The following is a 12,295-nucleotide window of genomic DNA, read 5'->3' on the forward strand; positions in this document are numbered from 1 at the left end:
GTGCGGGGGTAGGGGGTGGCGGCGGTGGTGTCGGTGGCGGGTGCTATACATGTATTATAAGGGGCGATAATTCCCTAACAATATGCCGCCGCATCGACTCGCATACTGCGGGTCAGGCGTCACTGCGGTCTCGCGGCAGGCGGCGGTGTGTTCGTGGATTTACAGGCGATTTTACGGCTTCGCCAATGGTTGGATGGCCTCGCAGGGGACGCAGTTCGGTTGAGCGACTCGTTTCGCGCTGGCGGCCGCCGGTGTTCGCGGATACGACCGCGCGGCGGTTCGGGTCTCTGCGGTGGTGCGTTGGCGGGTGGCGGTTTTCGCGTGCAAGACCGCGCGGCGGTCCGAGTCACTGCGCATGCGTCATGTGGGCGGCTGGCGGCTGCGTTTGGTGGGTGCGTTGAGGCCTCTGGCGGGCCTCCTCGACGAGGGGGCGACCCGCGCGTCGGGTGGTTTGGTGGCGGTCCGCGGATGTTCGGCTTCCTATCCGCTCGGGGCCGCGTTGCGCTGCTCGCTGGCGGTCGTTGCTTGTGGTCGCCGGGTTCTGTGCCCCTCGCCACGTCGTCGCCTTACGGAACCAGCCCGGTTTGGCGGTGTCCAGCCGCATCGCTGCTGCTGTGGTCGGGCCTCGTCCGGCTGGACACCGCCAAACCGGCCAGGTTGGCTTCGCCCGCCGACGCGGCGAGGGACCCAGAACCAACACCCCGCGTGGTCCGGTCGGACCCGACGAACGACGTGGCCGGTCGCGCGGCCTCGTCACCCGCCAGGTCGCCCGATTCCGCGTCCAGCGATGAGTTTCGGTCGCGCCACTCGTCTGTTCTCATGAGCGGAGCGGCGCTGGAGGCTGCCCCGACACGAGAAAGCGTGGAGGACACCATGGTGAACACCGAAGCGGCTGGTCGGCCTGCCGTCGTCGACCTGGCTACCTGGCAGGCTGCTCGCGATGAGTTGCTGGTCCGGGAGAAGGCTCACACTCGGGCCAGCGACGCTCTGGCTGCGGAGCGGCGGCGGTTGCCGATGGTCGAGTTCGACGGGTCGGTCAAGGTTGTCGGGACTGATGGGCCGGTGCCGTTCCTGGATCTGTTCCGGGGGCGGGATGAGCTCGTCACCTACAAGCACATGTGGTGGGACGGTGCGCCGCATCAGGGGCAGTGCGAGGGGTGCACCTATGCGGCGTGGCATATTCAGGCCGCGACGCCCTATCTCAACGCGCGCGGTGTGTCGTTGGCCGTCGTGACCGTTGGTGCGTGGGATGAGGTGGGGCCGTTTGTCGAGTTCATGGGCTACACCAACCCCTGGTACTCGGTGCAGGGCGTCGAAGGGCCGGCTGGCGGGGACATGGGCTACGTCACCAGCTACCTGCGCGACGGGGACCGGGTCTTCATGACCTACTCCACCACCGGTCGCGGTACCGAGGTGATCAGTGGTTCCTTCGCGCTGCTCGACATGACGCCGTACGGGCGTCGTGAGGCGTGGCAGGACTACCCCGAGGGGTGGCCGGAGGGGAACCAGGCGTGCTGGTACTGGCGCGCGGATGTGGATGGGAACGCCACGTGGGGTCCGACCGGGCGGCCGGTGCCGCAGTGGAGCAGGCCTGGCGCGACGGCCGAGGAGACTCTGGGGCGCAAGGGGCATCACCACTGATCGGCCGAGCGATTTCTCCGATTCCTGGTCGCTGATTCGAACTGGAACGCCACTCAGCGGCCCCAGGGGTCCCACTCACCGCACGGTGGCAACCGTTCAGCGCATCCCAGGCACCGATGGTCCAGTTCACCGGTGCGGTGCCATGTCCACTTTGCGTGTGGCTACCTACGGTGACAGGGACGCGGCCGGTGTCGGCCGGCGGCGTCCGTAGCCAAGGGAAGGGACGCACCTGCTGTGAGTGAGACCCCCAACACCCCCGCCCCCGCGCCGTCCACGGGTATCGCCGATCCGGCCCCGCTGGGCCTGGCCGGATTCGCCATGACCACGTTCATCCTCAGCGTCATCAACACCAACATGATCTCCGAGAAGGGCGGCGGGGACGTCGTCCTCGGGCTGGCCCTGTTCTACGGGGGTCTGGCGCAGCTGCTGGCCGGTATGTGGGAGTACCGGCGCGGCAACACGTTCGGGGCCACCGCGTTCTCCTCGTTCGGGGCGTTCTGGCTCAGCTACTGGGCCATCGTGCACTGGAGCTCCGGGGGGGACGCGCACAAGACGATCGGGCTGTACCTGTTCGCCTGGTTCCTGTTCACCGGTTACATGACGGTGGCGGCGCTGCGTACCAGTGGGGCGATCCTGGCCGTGTTCGGGCTGCTGACGGTCACCTTCCTGCTCCTGGCCATCGGGGCCTGGCAGAACTCCACCAGCGGGCCGGCCGCGTTCACCAAGATCGGCGGCTTCGTCGGCATCATCACCGCGCTGGCGGCCTGGTACGCCTCGCTGGCGTCGGTGGCGAACGAGACGCACAAGAAGCAGCTGTTCCCGACCTGGCCTCGATGAGCCCGGGGGAATAGCGTGGAACGAGGGCCGCTGTGCGGTCCTCGTTCCCTTCCGTCGTGACGACTGGGGCTGGGAGACATGACTGACAACGCTGTCAACCAAGAGACACTGTCCAACCTGCTCAGGGAGAACCGCCGCTTCGCCCCCGCGCAGGACGTGGCCGACCACGCGAACGTCACCGCCGAGGCCTACGCCGAGGCCGACGCCGACCGCGAGGCGTTCTGGGCCGCCCAGGCCGGGCGGCTGCACTGGGAGCAGCCCTGGACGCAGATCCTCGACTGGTCCGACCGGCCCTTCGCCAAGTGGTTCGTCGGCGGCAAGCTGAACGCTGCCTACAACTGCGTCGACCGGCACGTCGAGGCCGGCAACGGCGACCGCGTCGCGATCCACTTCGAGGGCGAGCCCGGCGACTCCCGCTCGCTGACCTACGCCGAGCTCAAGGACGAGGTCTGCAAGGCCGCCAACGCCTTGACCGAGCTCGGCGTCGTCGCCGGGGACCGGGTCGCGATCTACATGCCGATGATCCCGGAGACCGCGGTCGCGATGCTCGCCTGCGCCCGCATCGGCGCGGTGCACTCGGTGTGCTTCGCGGCGTTCTCCCCGGAGGCGCTGCGCGGCCGCATCGAGGACGCCGGCGCCAAGCTGCTGATCACCGCTGACGGCTACCACCGGCGCGGCTCGATCGTGAACCTGAAGGCGAACGCCGACGAGGCCGCCGCGGCGTCCCCGACCATCGAGAAGGTGCTGGTCGTCCGGCGCACGGCGCACGAGGTGCCGTGGGACGCGGCGCGCGACGTGTGGTGGCACGAGTCGGTGGAGCGGCAGAGTGCCGAGCACACCCCGCGGGGCTTCGACTCCGAGAACCCGCTGTTCATCCTGTACACGTCGGGTACCACGGGTAAGCCGAAGGGCATCCTGCACACCACCGGCGGCTACCTGACGCAGGCGTCTTATACGCATCACGCGGTGTTCGACTTGAAGCCGGAGACGGATGTCTACTGGTGCACCGCTGACGTCGGCTGGGTCACCGGGCACTCGTACATCGTCTACGGGCCGTTGTCGAACGGCGCCACCGAAGTGATGTACGAAGGGACCCCCGACACCCCGCACCAGGGCCGGTTCTGGGAGATCGTCCAGAAGTACAAGGTCACGCTCCTCTACACCGCGCCGACGGCTATCAGGACCTTCATGAAGTGGGGTTCGGCGATCCCGGCGAAGTTCGATCTCAGTTCCCTGCGGTTGTTGGGTTCGGTCGGTGAGCCGATCAACCCCGAGGCCTGGATCTGGTACCGGGAAAACATCGGCGGCGGCCGGACGCCGGTGGTGGACACCTGGTGGCAGACGGAGACCGGGGCGATCATGATCTCCCCGCTGCCGGGCGTCACCGAGGCCAAGCCGGGCTCGGCCATGCGGCCGCTGCCGGGCATCTCGGCGAACGTCGTGGACAAGGCGGGGACGCCGGTGCCGAACGGCGGCGGCGGGTACCTGGTGCTGGACAAGCCGTGGCCGTCGATGCTGCGCGGGATCTGGGGCGATCCGCAACGCTTCATCGAGACGTACTGGGCACGGTTCGCCGAGCAGGGCTACTACTTCGCCGGCGACGGTGCGAAGAAGGACGAGGACGGCGACCTGTGGCTGCTGGGCCGCGTCGACGACATCATGCTCGTCTCCGGCCACAACATCTCCACCACCGAGGTCGAGTCGGCCCTGGTCTCCTACCCGGCCGTGGCCGAGGCCGCGGTGGTCGGCGCCAAGGACGAGACCACCGGGCAACGCATCGTCGCCTTCGTCATCCTGCGCGGCGGCAACGAGGAGTACGCCGAGCTGGCTGAGACGCTGCGCGAGCACGTCAGCAAGGCCATCGGCCCGATCGCCAAGCCGCGGCAGATCATCGTGGTGCCCGAGCTGCCCAAGACCCGCTCCGGCAAGATCATGCGACGACTGCTGCGCGACGTCGCGGAGGACCGGGCCATCGGGGACACCACGACTCTCGCCGACTCCACGGTGATGGACCTGATTTCCACGAAGCTGCCGCACGCCGAGGAGGACTGAGGCGCGCCGCGAGGACCACGACGCGCGCGGATGGCTGACGGTCATAGAGAGCTGAGGCGCGCGCCGTGATCCTGTCGGCGCCGGTTGCTACGGTGAGGCCCGCTCGTCAAGGGCGGGCCTTGGCGTTCGGCGACTTCCCGGGAGCGATCGATGGGCACGCAGGTCGACATCACCTTCGACGGTGGGCGCGTGGACGCCGCCGCCTTCGGCCGACTGGCCCGTCATGGGGTGGACGTGGAGGCGCTGGACCGCAAGGCCCGGGCCGGGATGCGCGCCGAGTTCGCCGAGGAGGATTCGACGGTCCGGTTCTACGCCGAGCACCATCGCGACGAGCTCGGGGCCGTGTTCGGCGAGGACGGCTCGATCGATCTCGAAACCCTCCTCGCCACGCTGAGCCTGATCCGCATCGGATTCTCGCTCGAATCAGACCCCGAAGACTCCGGGATCATCCTCGACTACTCGATCGGCGCCGAGGTCACCAACTACCTCATCGCCGTGTCGTTCGACGAGGACGGTGAGTTGGAGGACATCTCGATGGAGAGTTGAGCTCAGGCACCCTCGCGCAGATACAGATCCCGCAGCAGCCCGAGTTCCCCGCCGTGGTGCGCGACCTCGTCCAGCGCGTGCAGTGCCAGCGCCAGGAAGCTCGCGTCGGCGAACTCCTCGGCGCGCGGGCCCATCGGCTGCATCAGGCGCTCGTCGCCGAGGCCTTCGATGCGGGTGATGAAGCGGGCCCAGTCCTCCTCCATCGCCAGGATGCCGCGGTCGGCCGTGCCGGGCCATTCGAACGGGTCGCCGAGGGCGGGTACGTCCTCGAAGAAGCTCAGGTAGCCGCGCAGGCAGTCCGAGCCGATGTGCCACATGCGCCAGGCGATGGTCGTGACCGGGGCCGCCGGGTCGTCGGCCTCGTTGTCCAGGCTGTCAGTGGTGTCCGTGGCGTCCCTGGCGTCCCTGGCGTCCGGGCTGCTCGGGGCCTTCGGCAGCCGCGAGTCGGCGCGGTAGACGCCCTCGTCGGTACGGCGGATCGTCATGCACTCCGGGACTGGCTGCCACAGGTACTCGGCGTCTGTCAGGCCCTCCAGGCGGGCGAACGTCCGGGACCGCACGTCTTCGAAGGTCCGCAGGACGTCGTGGGTGATGGGGTCGTGGTCAGCCAAGGTCAGCTCCCGGATCCGGTGGTGTGCACGCGCGTCGTCGCCGCGTACTGCGCCGGCGGCAGTCCGAAGGCGGCGGTGAAGTCGCGCGTCAGGTGCGCCTGGTCGGCGTACCCGAGGTCGGTGGCCAGCGCGGCCCAGTCGACGTGCTCGTTGTGGGCGATGCGTTCGCCGACCTCGTAGATGCGGTAGCGGCGCAGGAACCACTTCGGGCCGATACCGATGTGCTCGGTGAAGGCGCGCTGGAGTGTGCGGATGCCGACGCCGGCGGCGGACGCCAGGTCCTCGGCGCGGGTCAGGGCCCGGTCGTGCACCGCCAGCTCGGCCCACTCGGTCGTGGTCTCGCAGTCCTGGCGCTCGCCGGGGACGCGCTCGGCCAGCGCGGCGTCCGCGGCGGCGGCGATCGCCTCGCCCGGCACGTCCAGGTCGGCGACCAGCGGCACCAGCAGCGGCTCCAGGTCGGCCAGGGCCGGCACGGTGGCCAGCGGGACGTCCTGGTCGGTGAGCGTGGCCAGCGGGCCGTCGAAGAACGGCGCGAAGCCGGCCGGGCGGAACATGATCCCCAGCGCGCGGCCCTCACCCTCCAGGGTGACCGCGAACCGCCCGGTGTCCACCCCGGACGCCAGCGCGCCGTGCGCCTCGAACACCACGTTGACCACCGGATGGAGCAGCACCTGCTGTTCGTGCCGGATCCCCGGCGGCAGGCGCCACGTGGAGAGCCAGTACCGGTCGACGAAGCGCGCCGCGCCGCCGGTCGGGGGGAAGCGGTCCAGGCGGAACACCGTGCCGGCCGCGGCCGGCCGCACGATGCCGCGGCTGTCATCGGCCACCGTTTTGACCTGGGGTTCGGACATGGGATCAGGGTAGCGGCGATCACTGACGCGTTTCTTCAAGACGGGCCGCGCGCGCGGTCGTAGCGTCGGCGTATGAGCACCGTTCACGAACAGTTGACCGAAGCGGCCGACCAGGCCGCGCGCATCGTTTCCGGGACCGACCCGAGCCGGTTCGGCGACAAGACGCCGTGCACGCAGTGGGACGTCAAGGAGCTGCTGAACCACCTGATCCTGTGGACCTCGTACTCCTTCGAGCGCCGGGCCCGCAGCGAGCAGGTCGGCCCGGAGCTGACCGAGCGCGACTTCGCCTCCGAAGCCGGCTACGCCGCCGCCTACCGCGCGCAGCTGGACCGCGCGCTGGCCGCCTGGGCCCCGGCCGAGGTGTGGGACAGCGAGATCGACACCGGCGGCGGCAAGACCCCGGCCCCGCAGGTCGCCGAGATGATCCTGATGGAGATGGTGCTGCACGGCTGGGACCTCGCTACCGCGACGGGGCAGCCGTACCAGGTCTCCGACGAGGTCGCAGGGACCGTCGCCAAGGCCGTCGCCGCCTCGGCCGAGATGTACCGGCAGTACGACGGCTTCGCCGCCGAGGCGGAGGTCGGCCCGGACGCGTCGGCGCTGGAGAAGGCGCTGGCGGTGTCGGGGCGGCAGGCGTAGCAGGGGCCGTATCGGACGCGGACCCGCAGTGGGGGGCGGGTTCGCGTCGCTGAGCGGCGGCCTTGCTACCTGCCGGCCAGGAGCTCGGCTGCGGCCTGCACGCAGACCCGGGAGACGCCGTAGCCGGCCACCCACGCCGCGCCGCCGGGATCGACGTGCGCGACACCGAGGTCGACCACGATCGCATCGGGGCGCTCCTTCACCAGGCGGGTCACGCGCTCCAGTTCCTCGGGGGAGCGCTGGACGCCTCGGACGACGACGACCAGGGGGCGGTCGGCGGGCACGGTCGTGGTGTCGGGGGCAATGTCGGCGAGCTTCGAACTCGTGGTGCCGGGGAGCAGGTCGGCGAGAGGAGTGGCGAGGCTGCGGGGGAGTGCGACCTCGACGACGTGCGGCGCCGACTTCAGGGGCAGTGCGTCAGGTTCGGCACGCAGGACCCTGACGGCGCGACGGGCTGCCGCGAGTCCGTCATCGGCGGCAGGGCTGGCCATGCCGGTCGTGCCGGTCGCGCCGGTCGCGCTCGCGGGTGAAACGGCAGTTGTGCCGTCAGTCGCGTCTTCGGCAGCTACCTCGGCTTCCCGCGCCTCCCGCCGCCACGTCGCGAAAGCCGCCACCCGCTCCGCGGCCTCCACCAACCGCGCCTCCGCCAGCGTCCCGTCCCGCACCGCGGCGGCGATCGCCTCCGTCACCGCAGCGATGTCCGCGTCCGTCGAGGTGTTGTCCACGCAGACCAGGTCCATCCCCGCGACCAGCGCCCGCACCGCCGCGCCGGCGAGCCCGTACCGCTCCCGCACCGCGGCCATCCCGATCCCGTCGGTGACCGCGAGCCCGTCGAAGCCGAGTTCGCCGCGCAGCAGCCCGCCGACCACCGCCGGGCTCACCGAGGCCGGGTGCTCGGCGTCGAACTCGGGCATCAGCAGGTGCGCGACCATCACCGCACGCACCCCGGCCCCGACCGCCGCCGCGAACGGCGGCAGCGTGTCGCGCCGCAGCTCCGCCAGCGTGGCGTGCACCGTCGGCAGGCCGAAGTGCGAGTCCACCACGGTGTCGCCGTGGCCGGGGAAGTGCTTCGCGCACGCCGCGACGCCCGCCGCGTGCAGCCCCCGCACCGCCGCGGCGACGTGCCGCGCCACCAGCGCCGGGTCCGAGCCGAACGAGCGCGCGCCGATCACCGGGTTGCGCGGCTCGGTGTTCACGTCGGCGACCGGCGCGTAGTCCAGGTCGATCCCCGCCGCGCGCACCAGGGAGCCGACCGAGCGGGCCATCGCCTCGGTCAGCGCCACGTCGTCCACCGCGCCGAGCGCCAGGTTCCCCGGGTAGGAGGAGCCGGTGGCGAACTCCAGCCGCGTGATGTCCCCGGCTTCTTCGTCCACTGCCACGAACACGTCCGGATTCTCCGCGCGCAGCTCGTCCGTCAGCGCCCGCAGCCGCGTCGGCGACTCGATGTTCGCGGCGAACAGGATCACCGACCCGAGCCCGCCGGCCAGCCGCCGCCGCACCCAGTCCGGCAGTGCCGGGCCGACGAAGCCCGGCTGGAGCACGCGGGCGATCAGGACATCGAGCTCTGACATCAGTACTCTCCATCGCGCGGATACAACAGGTACGGTTCCCGCTCCACCTCGGCGAACCGGCGGGCCGGCGTGCGCCACGACTCCAGGATCTCCTCGGCGGAGCTGCCCTTTGCGGCGGCTTCGGATTCGCCGGCCTGGGCTGTGCCGAGCACGCCGTGTTCGCGGCCGCTGTCGGTGTCGACCAGGCGTTCGAGTCCTGAGACCGTCATGGAGCGACCGGTTTCTCGGCGGCTACTGGCTTTTCGAACGCGACTGATTTCTCGAAAGCCCAGAAGACGCGGCCCAGCCGGGCGCCGACGGTCTTGGAGTAGAACCGCGCCGGGCCGACCCAGCCGATCTCGGCGACCGTGATTCCGGCGTCGCGCTGGTCGGCCAGGCAGCGGCGCAGGAGCACGGCGCCGATGCCGTGGCCGCGTGCGGCCTCGGCGGTGCCCATCGGCCCGAACATGTCGGCGCGCTGCATGCCGTGTCCGGCGAAGCCGAGGTACGCGCCGTCGCGGACGGCCACGTGCAGCGTCGGCGGGCTCTTGCGCAGCGCCATCGCCGCCTCCTGGCCCCAGGTGCCGCCGAACTCCTCGTCGCACCAGGTGCGCAGGGCATGCTCGTCCTCGGGTCGGCCGCGCCGTACTTCGATGCCGGCGTCGGTCAGGCGCTGCTCGTCCTTGTCGGTCGCCAGGTCCGCCGCGGCCAGGTCGACCAGCATGCTGTTGCAGTCCAGGAGGCGCTCGTAGCCTGCCGCCGCGGCCATGCAGACGGCCGGGGTGTAGCGGATGTCGATGCCGGGCCAGGCGAAGTGCGGCGGGTTGCCGCGGATGCGCAGGCGGGTCGCGTCGGCGGCGATGAGGCGGCGCTCCAGTTCGGCGATTAGTTCTCGGCCGTGGCCGCGCTCGCGGTGTTCGGGGTCGACGATGATGAGTTCGATGTGCCCGGTGGCCGGCATAGCGTCCTGCGCCGGGCGCAGCGAGCCGAGGGCGAAGCCGATGACCTGGGTGGTGTCGGCGGCGCGGGTGCCGCCGGAGCTGGCTGTACCGATGGCGGTATCGGTGTGTTCCAGGACGATCCGGCAGTCGTCGGCGGCGGAGGACCACAGCAGCTCTACGATCGCTTCGGCGTCGGAATCGTGGACCAGGCTCGCCTGGGCCAGGGCCCGCAGGGCCGGCAGGTCTTCCGGGACTGCTTGGCGCATCGCGACCCTCTTCGTCATTTGCTAACGTCTTCAGGCATGCTGACGGTGGAAATCTACCACCGGTGTCGCGCGGGAAGGAACTGATGATGAGCACCGAGCTGATGAGCATCGAGCCCGGCGAGATCGTCTCCGAGGCCGTCCGCGGGGGCGTGGTGCCCGGCGCGGTGCTGGCCTACGGCCGCGGGACCGACGGCCCGGCCCGCGTCGCCGCGTTCGGCGCCGGCGTCGGACCGGACACCGTCTACGACCTGGCGTCGCTGACGAAGGTGACGGCGACGCTGCCGTGCGTGCTGCGGTTGGCCGAGGCGGGGGAGGTCGGGCTGGACGATCCGGTGGTGAAGTACCTGCCGGCCTTCGGCGACGGCGCCGCCAAGGATCGCGTGACGCTGCGGCACCTGCTGACGCACTCCTCCGGGCTGCCCGCGATCAGCGAGGTCTATCGGCTGCCCGGGACCGCCGAGGAGCGGTTCGCCGCGGTCGTTGCCGAGCCGCTGGAGTCGCCGGTGGGGAGCGTCGTGAAGTACTCCGACCTGGGGTTCATCATGCTGGGGCGGATCGTGGCCGAGGTGGCGGGCAAGCCACTCGACGAGGCGTTCGGCGAGTTGGTGGCCGCGCCGTTGGGGATGGCGGCTACCGGGTTCCGGCCTGTCGGCGACGCCGCGGATTTCGCCGCCACCGAGGTGAACTGGTTCGACGATCCGGAGCGTCAGGACCCGAAGGCCGGTGTGGTGCACGACGAGAACGCCGAGAGCTTCGGAGGCGTCGCGGGCCAGGCGGGATTGTTCGGCACCGCCGCTGACCTGGCTGCCTACCTGCGCGCGGGATGGCTTGCTGAGGACAGCCCGATCCTCAACCCGGCCATGCGCGCCGAGGCGCTGCGGTGCCAGACCGAGGGGCTGGACGGTCGGCGCGGGCTCGGCTGGACGCTGCGGGGGGATTCGTACGACTTCATGTCCGACCAGTGGCCGCTGAGCGGCGCCGGGCACACCGGGTTCACCGGGACGAGCCTCGCGTTCGATCCGGTGTCCGGGATCTGGTGCGTGTTGCTTACCAACGCGGTGCTCTACGGCCGGGACAACCGGACGCGGCAGCTGCGGCGCTCGCTGCACGGCGCGGTCGCGGCCGGGTTCGGCGTCGCGGCGGGGGTGCCGGTCCAGGCTGGTGACGTGCGCGAAGGCGATTCCGGCGGCAGCCTCAACGCCGGTGCCGACGGCGCCGGCGGTGGCTTTAGGATCACAGCATGAGCACTGGCGCGAATCGGCCCTCCCGCGGCGCGCGCGGATCGGGCTCCGGCGGCGTGGCGACGGCCGCGGCCGGGGCTTCCCTGCTGGGCAGCGAGGCCGGGCCGCCGCCGACCGTGCTGGTGCGGATCAGGGCTTTGCTGCCGACGCTGCCGCCTTCGGAGCGGCGGGTCGCCGAGGCGGCGATCGCCGATCCGGCGGGCGTCGCGGCCAAGACGATCAGCGAGCTGGCCGCCGACTGCGACACGTCGGAGACCACCGTCATCCGCTTCTGCCGCGCGGTCGGGCTGAAGGGCTACCCGGAGCTACGGATCGGGCTGGCCGCCGCGGCCGGCATCGAGGACGCCGCCGCCATGACGCACACCGCCGGCGGCGACATCGGGCCCGGCGACTCGCTGGCCGACGTGGTCACCAAGCTCGGCTACGCCGACGCGCGCGCGGTGGAGGACACCGTGGCGCAGATCGACCTGGAGGTGCTGGAGCGCGCGGTGGACGCCGTCGTGTCGGCCGGGGCGGTGGACGTGTACGGGATCGGGGCCAGCGCGCTGATCGCCCTGGACCTGCACCAGAAGCTGCACCGCATCGGCCACCGCGCGTTCGCCTGGCCGGACGCCGAGGCGGCGCTGACGTCGGCGGCGCTGTTGGGGCGCGGGGACGTCGCCATCGGGATCTCGCACACCGGGGCCACCCCGGCGACGGTCACGGCGTTGGCCGAGGCGCACGACAACGGCGCGCGGACGATCGCGATCACCAACTTTCCGCGCTCGCCGATCACGGACGTGGCGGACCTGGTGCTGACCACGGCGGTGCGGGAGACCACGTTCCGGTCGGGGGCCATGGCGAGCCGTATCGCGGCACTGACGGTGGTGGACTGCTTGTTCGTCGGCGTGGCGCAGCGGAACTTCAGCCGGACGACGCGCGCTTTGGAGCGGACGCGGAGCGCGGTGCAGGGGGCTCGGGGGCGGTAGGGGCCTGGCTTACGCGGCTAACGGTCGCTAGTGTCCTGCGCCTGAAGTTCATTTTCTAAATGTAGAATATCGGGCATGCCGAGGACGGGACGGCCGAAGGCCGAGCTGGTGCTCTCCGATGATGAGCGGGCGCAGTTGGAGCGCTGGTCGCG

Annotated in this window: 12 protein-coding genes; 7 read left to right on the forward strand and 5 right to left on the reverse strand. The window is 71.0% G+C overall.

Annotation, left to right across the window (positions count from 1 at the left end; all coding sequences use genetic code 11):
* Positions 1-873: 873 nt before the first annotated feature.
* From GWK61_RS46900 to GWK61_RS46915, 4 genes are all read left to right on the forward strand, one after another.
* Positions 874-1,641: a DUF899 family protein gene (locus tag GWK61_RS46900; RefSeq protein ID WP_194919481.1), complete on the forward strand. Its 768-nt coding sequence runs from the start codon at positions 874-876 to the stop codon at positions 1,639-1,641.
* 234 nt (positions 1,642-1,875) lie between these two features.
* Complete coding sequence (locus GWK61_RS46905) at positions 1,876-2,478, forward strand: acetate uptake transporter (protein WP_194919483.1); 603 nt, start codon at positions 1,876-1,878, stop codon at positions 2,476-2,478.
* A gap of 78 nt (positions 2,479-2,556) precedes the next feature.
* A complete protein-coding gene (gene acs, locus GWK61_RS46910) occupies positions 2,557-4,530 on the forward strand; it encodes an acetate--CoA ligase (protein ID WP_194919485.1) in 1,974 nt (657 codons plus the stop codon).
* Positions 4,531-4,680: 150 nt separating this feature from the next.
* Positions 4,681-5,076 (forward strand): DUF2004 domain-containing protein, encoded by a 396-nt coding sequence (locus GWK61_RS46915; protein ID WP_194919487.1) that lies wholly within the window; start codon positions 4,681-4,683, stop codon positions 5,074-5,076.
* A 2-nt stretch (positions 5,077-5,078) separates the two neighbouring features.
* Here the strand turns inward: GWK61_RS46915 and GWK61_RS46920 are convergent, their stop codons facing one another.
* Together GWK61_RS46920 and GWK61_RS46925 are read right to left on the reverse strand one after the other, a co-directional pair.
* Positions 5,079-5,687 carry a DinB family protein gene (locus GWK61_RS46920; protein ID WP_194919489.1) on the reverse strand — a complete coding sequence of 203 codons (609 nt, stop codon included), beginning with the start codon at positions 5,685-5,687 and terminating at the stop codon, positions 5,079-5,081.
* Positions 5,688-5,689: 2 nt separating this feature from the next.
* The gene (locus GWK61_RS46925; RefSeq protein ID WP_228564097.1) at positions 5,690-6,538 is read right to left on the reverse strand and encodes a helix-turn-helix domain-containing protein; all 849 of its coding nucleotides are present in this window, start codon (positions 6,536-6,538) and stop codon (positions 5,690-5,692) included.
* 72 nt (positions 6,539-6,610) lie between these two features.
* Between GWK61_RS46925 and GWK61_RS46930 the strand changes: the two genes are divergently transcribed.
* Positions 6,611-7,177: a TIGR03086 family metal-binding protein gene (locus tag GWK61_RS46930; RefSeq protein WP_194919491.1), complete on the forward strand. Its 567-nt coding sequence runs from the start codon at positions 6,611-6,613 to the stop codon at positions 7,175-7,177.
* A 65-nt stretch (positions 7,178-7,242) separates the two neighbouring features.
* On the opposite strand, the gene GWK61_RS46935 is transcribed toward GWK61_RS46930, so the two are convergent.
* From GWK61_RS46935 to GWK61_RS46945, 3 genes are read right to left on the reverse strand one after another with little or no spacing between them, the layout of a single operon-like run.
* Positions 7,243-8,748, reverse strand: coding sequence for a glycoside hydrolase family 3 N-terminal domain-containing protein (locus tag GWK61_RS46935; RefSeq protein WP_194919493.1), 1,506 nt, complete (start codon positions 8,746-8,748; stop codon positions 7,243-7,245).
* A complete protein-coding gene (locus GWK61_RS46940) occupies positions 8,748-8,957 on the reverse strand; it encodes a hypothetical protein (RefSeq protein ID WP_194919495.1) in 210 nt (69 codons plus the stop codon). The genes GWK61_RS46935 and GWK61_RS46940 overlap by 1 nt, the downstream gene beginning before the upstream one ends.
* Positions 8,954-9,952 (reverse strand): GNAT family N-acetyltransferase, encoded by a 999-nt coding sequence (locus GWK61_RS46945; RefSeq protein ID WP_194919498.1) that lies wholly within the window; start codon positions 9,950-9,952, stop codon positions 8,954-8,956. The genes GWK61_RS46940 and GWK61_RS46945 overlap by 4 nt, the downstream gene beginning before the upstream one ends.
* Positions 9,953-10,020: 68 nt before the next feature.
* Between GWK61_RS46945 and GWK61_RS46950 the strand changes: the two genes are divergently transcribed.
* A complete protein-coding gene (locus GWK61_RS46950) occupies positions 10,021-11,178 on the forward strand; it encodes a serine hydrolase domain-containing protein (RefSeq protein ID WP_194919500.1) in 1,158 nt (385 codons plus the stop codon).
* Positions 11,175-12,143 (forward strand): MurR/RpiR family transcriptional regulator, encoded by a 969-nt coding sequence (locus GWK61_RS46955; protein ID WP_228564098.1) that lies wholly within the window; start codon positions 11,175-11,177, stop codon positions 12,141-12,143. The genes GWK61_RS46950 and GWK61_RS46955 overlap by 4 nt, the downstream gene beginning before the upstream one ends.
* Positions 12,144-12,295 lie beyond the last annotated feature (152 nt).

Origin of the sequence: Catenulispora rubra, from assembly GCF_015356825.1 — a bacterium.
Lineage (GTDB): Bacteria > Actinomycetota > Actinomycetes > Streptomycetales > Catenulisporaceae > Catenulispora > Catenulispora rubra.